Below are 17,651 nucleotides of genomic sequence, written 5' to 3'. Positions count from 1 at the left end.
GCCGTTTATGGCGGCAAAATCAGGCCAAATCATGCTGTTGAACAGTCTACGCTGCGTGGGCGCCTGCGGCCAGTTCCGCCGCCAATGCCAGAATTTTGGGTACCGTCTCATCCGTGGGGCGCCCATCGGCGTCCAGAGTGGATGCAATGCAGTCCACAAAGGCCGAGCCCACCACCGCGCCGTCCGCAACACCTGCCATATCACGGGCCTGCTCCGGCGACTTGATGCCAAAGCCCACTACAACCGGCAGGTCCGTTGATCCGGTGATACCGGTCACGGCAGACGCAACCTTCTCAACCTGCGCTGATGCAGACCCGGTAATGCCGGTGATCGACACGTAATAGACAAAGCCAGATGTGTTCGCGAGCACCGCAGGCAGACGCTCGGCGTCCGTTGTCGGTGTGGCCAGTCGAATGAAGTTCACGCCCGCCTTGGTGGCTGGAATGCACAGCTCTTCATCTTCTTCCGGCGGCAGATCAACCACGATGAGGCCATCCACGCCTGCTGCCTTGGCATCTGCCAGGAACTTGTCGACGCCGTAAATGTAGATCGGGTTGTAGTAGCCCATCAGCACGATGGGCGTTGTGTCATCGTCGGCGCGAAACGCCCGCACCAGCTCCAGCGTCTTGATCATGGTGGCGCCCGCATTGAGCGCCCGCAGACCACCGGCCTGAATGGCTGGACCATCGGCCATGGGATCTGAGAACGGCATGCCAAGCTCGATGATGTCAACGCCTGCACCGGGCAGACCCTTGACGATCTTCAAAGAGGTTTCAGCATCGGGATCACCGGCGGTGACATAGCCGACGAAGGCCTTCTTGCCCTGCGCCTTGAGTTCGGCAAAGCGTGTGTCGATACGGGTATGAGTCATGACTAAAGCTCCACGCCCAGATATCCAGCGACAGCGAACACGTCCTTGTCGCCACGGCCACACAGATTCATCACCATCAAATGGTCCTTGGGCAGTGTGGGTGCGAGTTCCGTCACCCGCGCCAGCGCGTGCGATGGCTCAAGGGCGGGTATGATGCCTTCAAGCCGGGTGCACAGCTGAAACGCCTCAAGCGCCTCGTTGTCGGTTGTGGACAGATAGGTCACGCGACCTGAATCCTTGAGCCAGGAATGCTCCGGGCCGATGCCGGGATAGTCCAGACCCGCAGAGATTGAATGGCCTTCAATGATCTGGCCATCATCGTCCTGCAACAGATAGGTGCGGTTGCCATGCAGCACGCCGGGCGATCCGCCGGTCAGGGACGCTGCGTGTTCGCCGGGCTTATCAAGCCCATGGCCGGCGGCTTCCACGCCGTAAATGTCCACATCCGGCTCATCCAGAAACTCATAGAACAGCCCCATGGCATTGGAGCCACCACCGATGCAGGCAATGAGCGAATCCGGTAGGCGCCCTTCGCGCTCCATCATCTGGGCACGAACTTCCTTGCCGATGATCGACTGGAAGTCGCGCACGAGTTCAGGATAGGGATGCGGGCCTGCCACTGTGCCGATGATGTAGAACGTGTCTTCCACATTCGTCACCCAGTCGCGCAGGGCTTCGTTCATGGCGTCCTTGAGGGTGCCAGTGCCGGATGTCACGGGAATGACCTCAGCGCCCAGCAGCTTCATGCGGAACACATTGGGCGCCTGACGCTCAATATCCGTCGCGCCCATATAGACCGTACACGGAAGGCCAAAGCGGGCGGCGACAGTGGCTGTTGCCACGCCGTGCTGACCGGCTCCGGTTTCGGCAATGATGCGGGTCTTGCCCATGCGCTTGGCAAGCAGGATCTGTCCAAGGCAATTGTTGATCTTGTGGCTGCCGGTGTGGTTCAGCTCATCGCGCTTGAAGTAGATTTTTGCGCCGCCCAGATGTTCCGTCAGACGCTCTGCAAAATAAAGCGGGCTTGGACGGCCGGTGTAGTGCTGCTGGAAATCTACCAGCTCCGCATCAAAGGTCGGGTCCTTTTTGGCGGCGCGGTAGGCCTTGTCCAGCGCCAGCACATTCGGCATCAGGGTTTCGGCCACAAAGCGTCCGCCATAAAGACCAAAATGGCCCTGCTCATCGGGACCCGTCTTGAACGAGTTGGGTGTCTCCGCAGGTGAGTCTGATCCGCTCACGGCAAATTCCTTTCATCCACCGCTAGCGCGCGGAGCTTCTGGCCGCGCCGCGCTCATGCGCGGGCACTTTGACCGCGCCACGCTTACGCGCGGGCTGCAGCCGCAAAATCCTTGATCCGCTGGGGATCCTTAACGCCTGGCGCGCTCTCGACGCCGGATGCGACATCAATCGCCTTGGCCCCGGAAATCCGGATGGCCTCAGCCACATTGTCTGCATTCAGGCCGCCTGAGAGCATCCACGGGCACCGGCTCGTGAACCCCGTCAGCAGGCGCCAGTCAAAGACCAGACCATTGCCGCCGGGCAAGGCGTTAGCGAGTGATTTAGGGGGTTTGGCGTCAAACAGCAACCAGTCGGCGGCGTCTTCGTAAAGACGGGCTTTTTCAATGTCTTCAGCGCCTTTGACTGCCAGCACCTTGATGACCGGCAGACCGAAGCGGGCCTTGATCTGCGCCACGCGTTCCGGCGTCTCGCGCCCATGCACCTGAATGATATTCGGCGACGCACCAGCCACGATCGTGTCCAGTTCATCGTCATGGGCATCCACCACTAGCGCGACCGACTGGACCGACGGCTTGAGGGCCGATGCCAGGTCACAGGCGCGCTGCGGCGTCACATAACGGGGGCTTTTTTCAAAGAAGTTGAGGCCGGCCATGTCCGCTTCAATATCATTCACCGCTTCCACCGCCTCGGGTGTCGTCAATCCGCAGATCTTGATGGTGAGCGATGACATCTGCCTAGAGCCCCAGATCAGCAGCGATGGCGCGGGCTGCAGCGCCGGCATCATCCGCTGCGGTAATCGGGCGGCCGATCACCAGAATGTCCGCCCCCAGATCGCGCGCCTCGGTAGGCGTCATCACCCGCTTCTGGTCGCCAATGTCAGCGCCTGCAGGACGAATGCCCGGCACAATGAGCTTGAAGTCCGGGCCAAGATCGGCACGCAGTGTTTCAATCTCGAGCGCAGAACACACAACGCCTTCAAGGCCTGCTTCTGCGGTCTGTTCGGCAAGTCGGCGCACATAGTCTGTGGTGGTCAGACGGTTGCCCTGCCGTTCGAGATCGGACTGATCAAGGCTGGTCATCATGGTGACGCCGATCATGACGGGGCGTCCGCCCTCCGGCGCTTCGTCCGCCGCAGCCTTTGCCGCCTTCATCATGGCGAGGCCGCCTTGCGCATGCACATTGAGGATGGCCGGCTTTAGCGGCAGCAGCGAGCGCACCGCGCCTGCCACCGTGTTGGGAATGTCGTGCAGCTTGAGATCAAGGAAGATCGGACGACCTTCCCTGGCCACCTGGGCAAAGCCCTGCGGCCCGGCCGCCATGAAGAACTCAAGACCGAGCTTGAGGCCGCCAACAGCAGCGCCCACGTCGCGGGCGAGCTTTGCCGCCTTGTCCGGTGAGGGTGTGTCGAGGGCGCAGAAGACTGGATTTTCAAATGTGCTCATGGGCCGGTTTATAGCAGCACAGGTGGCACGGTCCCAATCTCTCGCTGAAGGGCTGCTATGCAGCGCGGCCTGCAAAGTGGCCGCCTATACAAACGGATAATCGGGCTCGCGGTTCTTGGTGCGGCCATAGCTGGCCACAATGAACAGCAGGACAAGGACGATGCCGCCTGCCACCACGCCCACATACCCGTCCGGCGGGCCCATGGGCAGATCCTTGACGATGACGGCGACCAGACCCCAGATGGCCGCTGCGGCATACCAGATCAGACTACGCAGGCGCCGCAGCACGGGAATCGCAACCAGAGTTGCCGCCAGCAGCACGCCGGACGCATATTGCCAGTCCGGCAGGCCAAATGGTGCGACATCAAAGTCCCGCAAAACGCCGGAGATATTGAGCGCCGTCGCCAGGGTCAGCCAGCCTGCATAGAGCCCGAACAGGGGTATGATGATCAGGCGTCCCGTGTCGCCGCGATCATCCCGCGCTGTCACGATGATGCGGATGGCGATGACGAGCATCACCACAATGATGACAGCGAGAATCACATTGGGCCCGTTGAGCTGGGCCACGACCATCCACGCGGTGGAAAGCCCGAACAGCATCCAGGCCTTTGTGCCGATGTCGCGATAAAGGGAATTATCCTTCGCAGACGGCAATGCCTGCATCACCGCGTAGATGAGTCCGAGAAGGAAGATCACGCCCCAGATGGAAAAGGCGTAGCCCGCAGGCACTTCCAGCGGCGACGCTGCACCGTCGCGTGCCCCGACACTTATGCCGATGCCAAGGGCGGGCATGGCAGGCGCAACCGACTGCGCGATGGCAGTGGCGATGACGAGTATCTGGCGGCGGCTATCTGACACTGTGTGTTCTCCCAAAACAGGCATACCACTCTTACGTGCGCGCCGGTCCGAAGGATCACACCCTTGACTGACCCTATGCCGTCTCAAACCCCTGATAGTTATCTGAAGCTATGGCATCACAAATGTGACGGTAAACATCCACGCCGCCGATATAAGCCATGAAAGTGCGCGGTTTGCCGGGGACATTTGCGCCGATGTACCAGGAATTGGCCTGGGGAAAGAGCGTCAGATTGGCAGCCTGCTCATTGTGGATCGCCCATTCGGTCTCGGCCTTTTCGGTCGGCTCGATGGTGGTGTGACCCTTGTCCCTCATCCACGCGATACAATCGCTGATCCAGTCAACATGCTGCTCAATCGACACGATCATATTGCTGAGCACGGACGGGCTGGATGGGCCGGTGATCGTGAACAGGTTCGGGAAGCCCGCCACACTCAGCCCCAGATAGGTGTGTGGCCCGTCGGCCCATTTATCCTTCAGGGCCATGCCGTCGACCCCACGAATATCGATGCGCTCCAGCGCGCCCGTCATGGCATCAAAGCCGGTGGCAAAGACAATCGCATCATAGCTGTCTTCCCCACTGGTCGTGCGCACACCCGTTGGTGTGATCTCCTCAATGGGAGTCTTATGCAAATCAACAAGCCGCACATTGTCGCGATTGTAAGTCTCATAATAATTGGTATCGAGACAGGGGCGCTTGGTACCCAGCGGATAGGTCTTGGGAGCCAGCGTTTCAGCCGTTTCAGGGTCTTTCACACGGGCGCGAATTTTGTCGCGCACAAACTCGGAGACCAGATCATTGGCGTCCTGGTTGGAGAGAACATCCATATATGACGACGTGAGCGCGGTGAGGATGCCGGACTCCCATGCGGTTTCCAGACGGGCCTTGCGTTCATTGTCGCCCTCGGCAGCGGCCGGCATCAGGTTACGCTCCGGATACGGAATACCCGCCAGATGGTTGCGCTGGGCTTCGCGATAATCCCGATAGGTGGTCTTCATCTTCTGAATTTCGGTCTCTTCCAGCGGGCGATTGAACGCCGGCATGGAATAGGCCGGCGTGCGCTGGTGAACCGTTAGCTGGTCTGCCTGCTCGGCAATGTGCGGAATGGCCTGAATGGCGGATGAGCCTGTGCCGATGACGGCAACTTTCTTGCCGGAAAAATCGACACCCTCATGGGGCCAGAGGCCGGTGATGTATGTCTCGCCGGTAAACGTATCGGCGCCGGGAATATCCGGTGTCTTGATTGCAGACAGGCACCCGGTCGCCATGATCAGATACTGCGCAGAGATCACCTCGCCTGTGTCAGTGTAGACATTCCAGCGCGCTGTATCTTCATTGTAGAGCGCGCGCGTGACGCTGGTTTCAAACGTGATGTCGCGGCGCAGATCAAACCGGTCAGCCACATGTTGCGCGTATGAGAGAATTTCAGGCTGGGGCGAGTATTTCTCTTTCCACGTCCACTCCTGTTCCAGTTCTTCATCGAACGAGAACGAGTACGCCATGCTTTCAATATCTACCCGCGCACCGGGATAGCGGTTCCAGTACCATGTGCCACCGACATCATCGGCCCGCTCAATCACGCGCGTCGACAGGCCCTGCTGGCGCAGCTTGTGAAGCTGATACATGCCGGCAAAACCAGCGCCGACGATCACCGCATCAACCTCGCTGGATGTGGCCAGATGCCGGTCAATCTGCTGGCCGACATATTCCAGCGCTGTCGCGGCGGCTGGCAACAGGCCGGGCATGGCGAAGAAATTGTGCATCTGCCGATCAAAGCGTTTGATCGTGACCGGAACACCCGCCGCCTGCATCGCTTCGCCATACGCTTCAGCTTCGTCGCGCAGCACGTCATATTCTGCGGTCACGACAAGTGCCGGCGGCAGGCCGGACAGATCTTTGGCACGCGCGGGCGAAGCGCCGGGCTCCTCCCGGTCTTCTTTGTTCGGCGCGTAATGATCCCAGAACCATTCCATCAGCGGCGTATTCAGCAGCAACTGATTGTCGGGATTGGCATAGCCAGGCGTGTTCATCGCCCCATCGGTGACGGGATAGACAAGAAGCTGCAGCGAGATGTCCGGCCCGTTCTCTGCCTTTGCCCGCTGTGCAACCACCGCGGCGAGATTACCGCCAGCACTGTCGCCTGCCACAATGATCGGCACGCGCTTTCCAGCGATGAACGTAATGTTGGCGTCGACCCATGTCAGCGCGTCATAGGCATCATGGGCGGCCGCCGGGTAACGGTGCTCAGGCGCCTTGCGATAATCGACGAGGATGACGGCTGCGCCTGTGCGTTTGGCAAGTTGGCGGCCCAGGGTGTCGTACTGATCTATGTCGCCCAGTACCCAGCCGCCACCATGGTAGAAAACGATTGCTGCACGAGGGCTCTTGGTTGGTGAAAGAACACGCAACCGGAACCCCACACCGTCTGAGCCTGTAATGGTCTCATCACGCACCGATGCCATGTCAGGGCCCGGCGGAAAGGATTCGGATATCTGGCCACCGGCGAGACGCGCCTCTTCCGGCTCCATCTCATGAAACCCGGGCGCACCCAACGATGCCAGTTGCGCCAGAAAGGCGGTGCTTGCGAGATCCAGTTTCATGATGACGTTTCCTCTTTGGTACTTTCCCGGCTTCCGGAGTTGCAGGTGCCAGCCACCAGCAACTCCGGAGATATCGGGCTACTCTTGTTCGTTTCGCGGAGCCGCTGACTAAAGCACAGCCAGCAGTTCACGCACGATCATGACCATGAGCAGGATCCAGCCCAGGGAGAAGATCGGGAAGCGGACGCCAACGCCATTGTTTGTCCACTGCCACAAGGAGTGCACGATGCGCGTGGCCACAAAGCCCCAGGCGCAATACATGTGGATTTCATCCGCACGGCCACTGACCAGAATGGCCAGCACCACCGCGTAGAAGATCACCGGGACTTCAAACAGATGGTTGTAGTTGTCCGCCATCTGACGTGGGCGGGCTGGCAGCACATTCAACGCATCGGTGTGCTTGGCATCATCCGGCGTGAGGCCGGCAGCGTTCATGGCACCAAGGCGCACAAATGTCATGAGTATCCAGGTGACTGCCGTCCAGGCAGCCATGACATAAAGTGCCGCCAGCAAATCATTTGAGTACGTCGCTGCGGTCGTGACGCTGTTGATCAGATCTTCCATGATCTTTCCTCTTCTTGGGTGGGGGAGTTAGTTGGGACGATGCTCTGGTTGATACTGGGGCCGATCGCCATCAATGGTGACGCGGTGCATCTGCCTGTGCTCGGGGAAATAGTCGGCAATGGCATAGTGCTGCGTGCAGCGGTTGTCCCAGAAGGCAACGGAGTTTTTCTGCCAGCGGAAGCGGCACTGAAATTCAGCCTGCTTCACATGATCATGCAGGAAGGCCAGCAACGCATCGCTTTCCTTCTGCTTCATATCCTTGATGTGGGTGGTGAAGCTTGAGTTCACAAAAATGCCCTGTCGGCCTGTGACCGGGTGCGTGCGGATGACGGGATGCTCCGCAGGCGGATGTTTTTCGCGTTCGGACTGCATCTTGCCGTCAGCCTGGTTGCGATATAGACGGCCACTCTTGCCAAACACGTGCTCATAGTCATGCACTGCGGTCAGTTCGCCCAGCATGCGCTGCATACGGTCTGACAGGGCCTCATAGGCGGCATACATGCTGGCCCACATGGTGTCGCCACCGGTCTCCGGCATGATCTTGGCATGCAGTACGGAGCCCAGCGGAGGCTCCTGCATGAAGGTCACATCTGTGTGCCAGTTGTTGAGGTCCGGTTTCCGCTTTGGACCATGCTCGATGACGATGATCTCAGGGTGCTCTTCGCTGTGATTGGGCGCGAACGGGTGCACCTGCAGGTGACCAAACTTGCTGGCAAAGTCCTTGTGCTGCGCCGGCGTGATGTCCTGGTCACGGAAGAAGATGACCCCATGGGCCATCAGCGCATCATGGACGGCGGCAAAGGTCTCATTGCCCAGCGGCTTGCTCATATCGACGCCGGAAATCTCCGCGCCAATGGTCGGCGTCAGCCGATCAATCGTAATGGCGTTGCTCATTGGCCCGCCTCCCCTCATCAGTTTCCTCCGGCTGCGCTGGTCATTTTGCGCCAGTCGTCAGCCTGTCGCGAAAAGCATAACGTGGGAAAAGCACGGAGTCAGGCTTTGTATTTTGGGTTTTACGTGCGCTCAAACGCCAGCGTTGCAGCCGCCAGGTCTTCCAGCGCCACGCCCACGGACTTAAACAGCGTGATCTGATCGTGATAGCGCCGCCCGGCCCGCTCGCCGCGCGCCAGGTCATGCAGGTCGGCGGTGATGTCTTCCACCGTGATGGCGCCACTCTCAAGGGGGGTCATGATGTCGCCCGCCTCGCTCATGGCGCCTTCGCGGGTATCCACAAAGATGCGGGCGCGCGACATAACCCCGTCGTCCACCTCGCGCATGTCCGGGCGGTAGCCGCCAACGCAGTCCAGATGCACGCCGGGCTGTAACCAATCCCCCCTGATCAACGGCTGGGTGCTCCCGGTGGCGGTGCAGATGATGTCTGCGCCGCGTACAGCGCCTTCAAGGTCCGTTGTGGCGGCGACTTTCATGTCGGGGCGGCTCAGGCGCTTGGCGAGTTTCTGTGCTGTTGCTTCCGTCCGGTTCCAGATCAGCACATTGCAGATGGGACGCGCTTCCGCATGGGCCTTGATGAGGTGGGGCACCAGCGCGCCGCTGCCGACGACCAACAACCGCTCGGCATCCTGGCGGGCGAGATATGTGGACGCCAGCGCCGACGTTGCCGCTGTGCGCCACGCGGTCAAAGTGGGTGCGTCCAGCAGGCCCAGCGGCTCACCCGTGCGGCCGGACATCAGCACATACACACCTGTGAGCGACGGCAGGCCCTTGGTGCGATTGTCAGGAAAAACCGATTGAATTTTGACGCCGATATAGCCGCGCCGCCCGCTCATGTCGCCGGAGCGTGCCGTGCCGCGCACCCATGCGGGCATGACCATCAGATCGCCAGCACCGGGCTCACCGGGACCAAGGCTTGATTCAATGTGGTGGAGAGTACGCGCCGGGTTGGCGATGTCGTCACGAAAGGCCGAGCGCAGCCGCTCCATCAAGGAGCGGACGTCTAGGGCCTGATTTATTTCAGCCGCCGTGACGAGACGCATTTGCGGTCTGACTTGTCAGCGCTGGCGCGGTCTCGCTGGCCAGAGCCAGTGCCGTGCCTGCTTCGACAGCACTGTTGGAGTTGGCAGCGCCCTGCTGCTTTTGCACGCGCTTCAATTCACGTTTGGCCTGACGTTCGCCCTTGCGGTGTCCCCCCTGTCCAACCCATGCCCCAAGGCCACCGGCCAGAAGTCCGGCCAGAAAGGCACCCATGATGACCACGATCAGCGGCACGGTGAATGCAAGCGCCGGGCGGGTTGATGAGAAGGGATCAAGGCTGAACTGTACCGGCACCATATTGGCCAGGGTCAGCACAACGCCAACGAGTACGCAGGGAAGGAGAATGAACCAGGTCTTCAACGTCACTTACCAGATCACTTTCAAACAGTTTGTCTTGTGAACAAGGCTGGATGTTACCCCAGCCACGCGCATTGAACCACTGCCAGCCGATGCTGACGCGATGTTCAGTTTCAAGAAGCGGGAAGGCTATTCGCCGGCGGCCAGATTGGGGGCCAGGTCCTGCACATCATCATTGTCCGGCTCACCGGCTTCTGATGGCTGTTCTGTCAGTGCAGCATCGGAGCCCAGCGGGCGGCGGTTGAGCCGTTCGCGCAATTCCTTGCCGGTCTTGAAGAACGGTACGGACTTCGCTTCCACTTCCACCGGCTCACCGGTGCGCGGGTTGCGGCCGGTCCGTGCCGGGCGTGTCTTGACGGAAAACGCGCCGAAGCCACGCAGTTCCACACGGTCGCCATTGGCCAGCGCCTGCGCAATCTCCTCAAAGATTGTGCCAACGATACGCTCAACGTCGCGTTGATACAGATGCGGATTGGCTTGCGCCAACCGCTGTACGAGTTCTGACTTAATCATCCGGCCCTTGTCCCTAGTGCCAAGCCATAACGATGCCCGAGGAGGCAGGGGGCGTCAAGTTGCGTGAGCGCAACAAGGCGAGCATTTTCAAAGACTTATCAACCACGGGCCTTTCACGGACAGGGATTACTGACACAGTGTCATTTTGACGCACGATCTGACTACCGGGCGCAAAACCGCCAATTGGCGCGAAAATGCGTAGTTCTGCTGCTTGAAATGCAAAAGGCGGCAGGGTCATTCCCTGCCGCCTTTTATTGTTTTCTGTCAGCTTCGCGTTGTCAGCGAAACGTCACTCTTTATGCGAAACGACTATTCGTCGTCCTTGCCCTTGAGGGCTGCACCCAGAATGTCGCCGAGGGATGCGCCGCTATCGGTTGAGCCATACTGTTCGACGGCTTCCTTCTCTTCAGCGATTTCCTTCGCCTTGATCGACAGGGACACGCGGCGCGAGGCCTTGTCGATCTGGGTTACGCGGGCATCGATCTTGTCGCCAACATTGTAGCGATCAGGACGCTGGTCAGCGCGATCACGGCTCAGTTCGGAGCGACGGATGTAGGAGGTGAACTGCTCTTCACCCACTGTCACTTCAAGACCGTTTTCTTCCACATTGGTGACCGTCACGGTGATGACTTCACCGCGGCGAATGTCGCCAACGCTTTCGAAGGGATCGCCGCCCAGCTGCTTGATGCCAAGGGAGATGCGTTCCTTGTCCGGATCCACGTCAAGAACGGTGGCTTTCACCATGTCGCCCTTGTTGTAGTCGGCAATGGCTTCTTCGCCGGACCGGTTCCAGTCGAGGTCGGAGAGGTGGACCATGCCGTCCACGTCGCCGTCGAGGCCAACGAACAGACCGAATTCGGTGATGTTCTTGATCTCGCCTTCAACTTCGGTGCCCTGCGGGAAGTTGACCAGGAAGGATGACCATGGGTTGTCGAGGCACTGCTTGAGACCGAGCGAGATGCGACGCTTCACAGGGTCGACTTCCAGCACCATCACTTCCACTTCCTGAGACGTGGAAACGATCTTGCCTGGATGCACGTTCTTCTTCGTCCAGCTCATTTCAGAGACATGGACAAGACCTTCAACACCTGGCTCCAGCTCAACGAATGCGCCGTAATCAGTGATGTTGGTCACGCGGCCCTTGATCTTGAGATCAACAGGGTATTTGGCAGCAACGCCATCCCAGGGATCAGCCTCAAGCTGCTTCATGCCAAGCGAAATACGCTGGGTTTCCTGGTTGACCTTGATGACCTGCACGTTGACCGTCTGGCCGATGGACAGAACGTCTGTTGGGTGGTTCACACGACGCCATGCAATGTCCGTGACGTGCAGGAGGCCATCGACGCCGCCCAGATCCACGAATGCACCGTAATCGGTGATGTTCTTGACCACGCCTTCGAGGACCTGACCTTCGGTGAGGTTCTCGACGAGTTCCGCACGCTGTACTGCGCGTGTTTCTTCAAGCACGGCACGGCGGGACACCACGATGTTGCCGCGGCGGCGGTCCATCTTCAGCACCTGGAAGGGCTGAGTGATGTTGAGGAGCGGTGTGATATCGCGCACAGGGCGGATATCGACCTGGCTGCCCGGCAGGAAGGCGACAGCGCCGCCCAGATCCACCGTAAAGCCGCCTTTGACGCGACCAAAGATGTGGCCGTCGACACGTTCGTTCTTTTCGAAAGCCTTTTCGAGAAGCTCCCAGGCTTCTTCGCGACGGGCCTTGTCGCGGGAGAGGACGGCTTCACCCATCGCGTTTTCCACGCGCTCGAGATAGACCTCCACTTCACCACCGACGGTCAGACCATGGTCCTGGCCGGGGGCTGCAAATTCCTTCAGAGGCACACGGCCTTCTGTCTTGAGACCCACATCCACGATTGCCATGTCGTTTTCGATGGCAGTGACGGTGCCTTTGACGACATAGCCTTCCGTCATGTGGGTGGTCTCGAGGCTCTCCATCAGGAGGGCTTCAAAATCGTCGGTCGTCGGGTTAAGGCCGGGATCGGCCGCAGTTTGAGACATAAATGGTTGCTCCAGTAGCATTGTATGTTTTCGGGCCGCTCGGTTGTCTCCGGCGGTCTTCCGCTTGATTGCGGCTTTTTTGATCGTTGCGTGACCCATCATCCAGAGGCTTGCGCCCATGAAAAAAGGCGCGAAATCTCCCGTTTTTCGGGGTCTTTCACACCTTGCGACGGCAATATGATGAGTGGCGTCAGACAGCGGTTAGTTAAGAGCAACTCCCTTAAGAAACGTGACTATCGCCGCCCGACAATATCGAGCGCCGCTTGGATCGCCGCTTCTATACTCAAATTGGTGGTGTCGAGCAAGGTTGCATCCTCAGCCTGCACCAAGGGCGAGGTGGCTCTTTCGCTGTCCCGGCGGTCACGTTCGGTGAGGTCCGCCAGCACCTGAGCCTGGGTCAGATCAGGGTCCGACTTGACCAGTTCCAGCCACCGCCGGTGCGCACGGGCGTCATCGGTAGCTGTGACATAGAGTTTTACGTCTGCATCGGGGCACACGACCGTGCCGATGTCCCGCCCGTCCATCACGACACCGCCCTTGCCTGCCGGCGGGTTTTTGGCGATACGGCGCTGGGTTTCCAGCAGCTGGGCGCGCACCTGCGGCTTGGCCGCCACAAGCGAAGCTGCAGTCCCCACTTCGCGGGTGCGGATGGCGGTCTGATCGATGGCTTCAATATCAAGTGTTTCAGCCGCCCTGGCAGCGTCTGCATCGTCCGCCGGATCGCCACCTGCCAGGATCACGGCATGCGCCACCGCTCTGTATAGAGAGCCCGTGTCGAGATAGGCCAGCGCCAGCTGGTGCGCGAGTTCCTTGGCAATGGTCCCCTTGCCGGCTGCGGCGGGGCCATCAATGGCAATCACAAGTGCGCTCATTGGAAGATACTCTAGTTGTTGGTGGGCGATATCTGCGCGCCCAGCCCGACCATCAGGTCGCGGAAGGCCGGAAAGCTGGTGGCGATCATCGCCGCATCATCAATGGTCACAGCGGACTTGGCCGCCAGACCCGCGACAAGGCCTGACATGGCAATGCGGTGATCAAGGCCCGTGAGCACATGGCCACCGCCGGGAATGGCGCCGCCTATGCCGGTGACGATCATGCCGTCTTCCAGCTCCTCCACCTGCGCCCCACAGGCTTCAAGCATGGCCACGGTTGCGGAAATGCGGTCGCTTTCCTTGACGCGCAGTTCTTCAAGCCCGCGCATCACGGTTTTGCCAGTGGCAAAGGCAGCCGCCACCGCCAGCACCGGATATTCATCGATCATCGACGCGGCGCGTTCCGGCGGCACTTCAACACCTTCAAGTGCGCTGAAGCGTGCGCGGATGTCGGCTACGGGCTCACCCCCGCTTTCGCGTTCATTTTCAAATGTGATGTCAGCGCCCATTTCCTTGAGCGTTGTGAACAGGCCTGCGCGCAACGGGTTCACCATTACGTCGCGGGCGACCACGTCAGATCCATCGATCAACAAGGCTGCCACCAGCGGGAAAGCTGCCGACGACGGGTCAGCAGGTACATCCACATGGGTTGGGGTCAGTTCGCATTCGCCAGTGACGCGCACCGCATGGATGCCGTGCGGCCCCTCTTCCACCGCCACGTCGCACCCGAAGGCGCGCAGCATGTTCTCTGTATGGTCGCGGGTGCGCACTGGTTCCAGCACAGTCGTTTGTCCGGGTGCGGACAATCCGGCCAGAAGGACAGCGGACTTCACCTGTGCGGATGCCACCGGCAATGTATAGGTGATCGGCAGGGGTGGTCGGGCGCCCGTCACTGTGATGGGCAGTGTGCCGCCCTGCGGACCGGCAAAGGTTGCCCCCATAAGGCTGAGTGGGTCCGTGATGCGGCGCATGGGCCGGCGCGACAGGCTGGCGTCGCCAATAAAGGTTGCCGTTATCGGGTGACCGGCCACGACGCCCATCATCAAGCGGCTGCCGGTGCCCGCATTGCCAAAGTCGAGCGCCTGTTGTGGTTCTGCGAGACCCCCGATACCGACACCGTCGATCTCCCAGTTGCCGTCGCCCTTGTCCACTGCCTGGGCGCCCATGGCATTGACCGCCCCGGCAGTGGCCAGCACGTCGTCGCTTTCCAGCAGGCCGGACACTGTGGTGCGGCCAACGGTCAATGCCCCCAGCAACAAGGAGCGGTGTGACATGGATTTGTCACCCGGCACACGCACATCGCCCTTGAGGGCGCCTGTGGGTACGGCACGCCAGGGCATGGCTTGGGTAGAAGAATGGCCGTGCGAAGAAGAAGCGGTCATATGGTCGCCGGTGCGTCAAAAATGCCTACAGGAACGCGCGTTTGGGCTTAATCGTGCAAGATTTCGCCCCCTCACGCATTTCTCTTTTGACAGTCCGGAATGATCGTGGCAATGGGAAAACCTACATGTAGCGGAACAACCTGCTGCGCAACGAACATACGCTGAAAGAGGCTTGCCCGTGCCAAAGCCCGAATGGGGAACGAAGCAGATTTGCCCGGAATGCGGAGCAAAGTTCTACGACTTCAAAAAAGATCCCATCCATTGTCCAAAATGCGAACACGAGTGGCCGCAGGCTGCGCCGCCCAAGCCGCGTCGCGGTGCCAAGGCGAAGGCCCAGGCTGCAGAGGCTGAAAAGCCTGAGGAAGAAGAAGCCGAGGCCGAAGACGACGAGGACGAGATTGAGGACGACGGCACGCAGAGCCTCGATGAAGTGGCGTCCGGCGAGAAAGCCACAACGCGCAAGCGCAAGCCGGGCCTCGATGAAGATGACGACGATGATGACGACGACGACGATCTGCCTGATCTCGGCGACGCTGAAATCGATGCCGAACTCGAAGAAGATGAAGACGACGACACCTTCCTCTCCGATGATGATGACGATGAGGACGATGATCTGTCCGACGTGATCCCCACCGGCAAGGGCGACGACGACTAAGGTCGTGCGCCCTCAAGGGGTCCGGCGACCGGTCTTTACGGCCGTTGCCAATCTGCGCTTGATATGGGGCGGGACGCCGAGTAATGTCCCGCCTCTTTCGCAAGCCTGATCAGGTCCGCAGAAAGACAAGGTCGCACCCCCACGTGCTACCTTCAGGTGCCGGACAACGGCACGCGCCTGAGAACGGCGCCTATAAATGGTTTTCGGGGCCATAGCTCAGTTGGGAGAGCGCTTGCATGGCATGCAAGAGGTCGGCGGTTCGATTCCGCCTGGCTCCACCATTTCTCCAATACCGTCCTGAATACATCGATTTGTTGATCCAGAGGCTGTCGTCGGACCCGGACGCTGGCTCATGGACCTTGTATTTGCAACGCCAGCCTATGTTCAGGTGAAAAAGACGAACGGCACAGCCTGCTCTCCAGAGATGTTCCTGCGTTCTGCCTCCATCACGGACGCACCAATAAGTATGGCCATTTACAAATGAGGTAATTCTCATTATTGAGAGTATTCTCATTTATGATCTGCGGCTGGGGTGGACGATGGCAAAGCTTTCGAGACGTGGTGTGATTGGCGGTGCTGCTGCACTGGGAGCGGCGGGTTTAGGCCTCACTTTCGGGCGGCGGGAGCCGACAGCAAGCCGAGGCGTGGCTGCTGATGCGCCGCTGCCCGATGCGCGCAAGGACATGAACCTGCTGATCGTCATGGTCGATCAGGAACGTGTGTGGGATACCCTGCCCGCCGACCTTGATTTGCCGAACCACTACCGCATCGCCGATCAGGGCACGTCCTTCACCAACCTGAGCGTCACAACCCCGCTGTGCACGCCGTCACGGTCGGTCTTCTGGACCGGACAGCATGTGCAGCACACCCATGTGCAGGACAATACGAATGTGCCGCTCATAGGGCGGCCGCTTAACCCGGCAATCCCGACGCTTGGGCATATGCTGCGCGATGCAGGCTTCTACACGGCATACAAGGGTAAGTGGCATCTGCACGAACTGCCCAAGGACATGGCCTGGGGTGACACGGCGGAGCGCAAGCATGCGCTGGAGGCCTATGGGTATGCGGATTACGGCTGGGGACCGGAGATCATCGACGATCATGCCGGCTGGAAGTATGACGGCCGTATTGCGGGGGATGCCGCCAAGTGGCTGTCGACGACAGCGACAACATTGGACCAGCCCTGGGCGCTGACCGTCAGCTTCGTCAATCCACATGACATCATGTATCTCGACGCGACGGGCAATCAGGCCCAGACACGGGTTCAAAATGCAGTTCCTGGCCCGGTTCGTCCGGAGCCGGACGACCCGATCTACGCAATGGACCACACCGCCGACCTGCCACGCAATTTCAGGCCCTCAAACTATGCGGGACAGGTGCCGGCGCAGGCCAATTATGACACCTATATGGACCATTTCTATGGGACCATGCCGCACGACAATTCAGAGGCATGGATCAGGTTCAGCAGCTACTACAACAACTGCATCCGCGACGTGGATCAACATCTGGGCACCGTGCTTGATGCTCTTACCGCGACCGGCCAGGCGGACAATACAATCGTTGTCCTGGTGTCCGATCATGGCGAGATGGGGGGCGTGCATGGCCTGCGTCAGAAGGGCCCATGGATGTATCGGGAAAATATTGGTGTCCCCTTTGTTGTGATGCATCCGGATGCAAAAACTGCGCGAAGCAATTCTGGTATTGTGTCGGCTGTGGACTTCACACCGACGATGTTGGGTCTTGTGGGCATGGACCAGAAAACTGTCCGGGACCGGTATGCAGCAATTCGGGGCCTGGATATGTCCGAAGATCTGACAACACAGACCACTCAGCGGAGCCGGTCAGGCAGTGGCGCGCTTGTGACATACAGTGTTAGCCACCATCTGGATGCAGAGTTCGCACGCGGCGCGTTTCAGGGGATGGCAACAGATGCGGGCATTCCATTTGCCGGAGCACCGGCCAACGCGGGCTTGCTACCCGACTTCAGCGCACGCGGGTTCATGCGTGGCCTCGTCACTGACAGGTACAAGTTTGCGCGATACTTTTCACCGCGCGAGCACCATCGGCCGGAGACGCTCGAGGAGCTCACGGCACGCAATGACCTGGAGCTGTTTGACCTTGAGACTGATCCCGGCGAGACCGTCAATCTGGCCACGACCGGCGAAGTGCCCGACGAGCTGATTCTGGCGCTCAACGCAAAACTGAACGCCCTCATTGACGCTGAGGTTGGCCCAGACGATGGGCGTGACCTGCCCGGCCCCAGCTTCCTTTGGAAAGGCTAGACAGCA

16 protein-coding genes and 1 tRNA gene are annotated in these 17,651 nt (G+C 59.9%); 3 read left to right on the top strand and 14 right to left on the bottom strand.

Annotated features, from left to right (window positions below; all coding sequences use genetic code 11):
• Nucleotides 1–46: 46 nt before the first annotated feature.
• The 14 genes from trpA to aroA all read right to left on the bottom strand — a co-directional run bounded on the left by trpA (nucleotide 47) and on the right by aroA (nucleotide 14,708).
• Entirely contained in the window at nucleotides 47–871 is an 825-nt protein-coding gene (gene trpA, locus ABXH05_RS09020; RefSeq protein ID WP_348136916.1) for a tryptophan synthase subunit alpha, read from the bottom strand.
• A 2-nt stretch (nucleotides 872–873) separates the two neighbouring features.
• Nucleotides 874–2,109: a tryptophan synthase subunit beta gene (gene trpB / locus ABXH05_RS09015; RefSeq protein ID WP_353560715.1), complete on the bottom strand. Its 1,236-nt coding sequence runs from the start codon at nucleotides 2,107–2,109 to the stop codon at nucleotides 874–876.
• 83 nt (nucleotides 2,110–2,192) lie between these two features.
• A complete protein-coding gene (locus tag ABXH05_RS09010; protein ID WP_353560714.1) occupies nucleotides 2,193–2,840 on the bottom strand; it encodes a phosphoribosylanthranilate isomerase in 648 nt (215 codons plus the stop codon).
• Between the two features lie 4 nt (nucleotides 2,841–2,844).
• The gene (pyrF, locus tag ABXH05_RS09005; protein ID WP_353560713.1) at nucleotides 2,845–3,552 is read right to left on the bottom strand and encodes an orotidine-5'-phosphate decarboxylase; all 708 of its coding nucleotides are present in this window, start codon (nucleotides 3,550–3,552) and stop codon (nucleotides 2,845–2,847) included.
• Nucleotides 3,553–3,636: 84 nt separating this feature from the next.
• Nucleotides 3,637–4,410 (bottom strand): TspO-related membrane protein, encoded by a 774-nt coding sequence (locus tag ABXH05_RS09000; protein ID WP_353560712.1) that lies wholly within the window; start codon nucleotides 4,408–4,410, stop codon nucleotides 3,637–3,639.
• 73 nt (nucleotides 4,411–4,483) lie between these two features.
• Nucleotides 4,484–7,009: an alpha/beta hydrolase fold domain-containing protein gene (locus ABXH05_RS08995; RefSeq protein ID WP_353560711.1), complete on the bottom strand. Its 2,526-nt coding sequence runs from the start codon at nucleotides 7,007–7,009 to the stop codon at nucleotides 4,484–4,486.
• Nucleotides 7,010–7,117: 108 nt separating this feature from the next.
• Nucleotides 7,118–7,573 carry an MAPEG family protein gene (locus ABXH05_RS08990; RefSeq protein ID WP_348136904.1) on the bottom strand — a complete coding sequence of 152 codons (456 nt, stop codon included), beginning with the start codon at nucleotides 7,571–7,573 and terminating at the stop codon, nucleotides 7,118–7,120.
• A gap of 27 nt (nucleotides 7,574–7,600) precedes the next feature.
• Nucleotides 7,601–8,467, bottom strand: coding sequence for a taurine dioxygenase (gene tauD / locus ABXH05_RS08985; RefSeq protein ID WP_353560710.1), 867 nt, complete (start codon nucleotides 8,465–8,467; stop codon nucleotides 7,601–7,603).
• 119 nt (nucleotides 8,468–8,586) lie between these two features.
• Nucleotides 8,587–9,567 (bottom strand): bifunctional Delta(1)-pyrroline-2-carboxylate/Delta(1)-piperideine-2-carboxylate reductase, encoded by a 981-nt coding sequence (lhpI, locus tag ABXH05_RS08980; protein WP_353560709.1) that lies wholly within the window; start codon nucleotides 9,565–9,567, stop codon nucleotides 8,587–8,589.
• Nucleotides 9,545–9,931, bottom strand: a complete 387-nt coding sequence (locus tag ABXH05_RS08975; RefSeq protein ID WP_353560708.1) for a lipopolysaccharide assembly protein LapA domain-containing protein — start codon at nucleotides 9,929–9,931, stop codon at nucleotides 9,545–9,547. Before ABXH05_RS08975 ends, lhpI begins: the two co-directional genes overlap by 23 nt.
• Before the next feature lie 120 nt (nucleotides 9,932–10,051).
• Entirely contained in the window at nucleotides 10,052–10,435 is a 384-nt protein-coding gene (locus ABXH05_RS08970) for an integration host factor subunit beta (RefSeq protein WP_081826141.1), read from the bottom strand.
• Nucleotides 10,436–10,744: 309 nt separating this feature from the next.
• Entirely contained in the window at nucleotides 10,745–12,454 is a 1,710-nt protein-coding gene (rpsA, locus tag ABXH05_RS08965; RefSeq protein ID WP_348136895.1) for a 30S ribosomal protein S1, read from the bottom strand.
• 233 nt (nucleotides 12,455–12,687) lie between these two features.
• The gene (cmk, locus tag ABXH05_RS08960; protein WP_353560707.1) at nucleotides 12,688–13,326 is read right to left on the bottom strand and encodes a (d)CMP kinase; all 639 of its coding nucleotides are present in this window, start codon (nucleotides 13,324–13,326) and stop codon (nucleotides 12,688–12,690) included.
• Between the two features lie 11 nt (nucleotides 13,327–13,337).
• Nucleotides 13,338–14,708, bottom strand: coding sequence for a 3-phosphoshikimate 1-carboxyvinyltransferase (gene aroA / locus ABXH05_RS08955; protein ID WP_353560706.1), 1,371 nt, complete (start codon nucleotides 14,706–14,708; stop codon nucleotides 13,338–13,340).
• 178 nt (nucleotides 14,709–14,886) lie between these two features.
• Between aroA and ABXH05_RS08950 the strand changes: the two genes are divergently transcribed.
• The 3 genes from ABXH05_RS08950 (at nucleotide 14,887) to ABXH05_RS08940 (ending at nucleotide 17,645) form a co-directional block, all read left to right on the top strand.
• On the top strand, nucleotides 14,887–15,363 hold the full coding sequence (locus ABXH05_RS08950) for a TIGR02300 family protein (RefSeq protein ID WP_353560705.1): 477 nt from the start codon (nucleotides 14,887–14,889) through the stop codon (nucleotides 15,361–15,363).
• Between the two features lie 205 nt (nucleotides 15,364–15,568).
• A tRNA-Ala gene (locus tag ABXH05_RS08945) sits at nucleotides 15,569–15,644 on the top strand.
• Nucleotides 15,645–15,902: 258 nt separating this feature from the next.
• Nucleotides 15,903–17,645, top strand: a complete 1,743-nt coding sequence (locus ABXH05_RS08940) for a sulfatase-like hydrolase/transferase (protein WP_353560704.1) — start codon at nucleotides 15,903–15,905, stop codon at nucleotides 17,643–17,645.
• The last annotated feature ends 6 nt before the right edge of the window (nucleotides 17,646–17,651 follow it).

It is taken from the genome of Pyruvatibacter sp. HU-CL02332 (assembly GCF_040362765.1).
Classification (GTDB): domain Bacteria; phylum Pseudomonadota; class Alphaproteobacteria; order CGMCC-115125; family CGMCC-115125; genus Pyruvatibacter.
The sequence above is the reverse complement of the archived record's forward strand: the minus strand, read 5'-3'. Positions and strand labels throughout refer to the sequence as shown.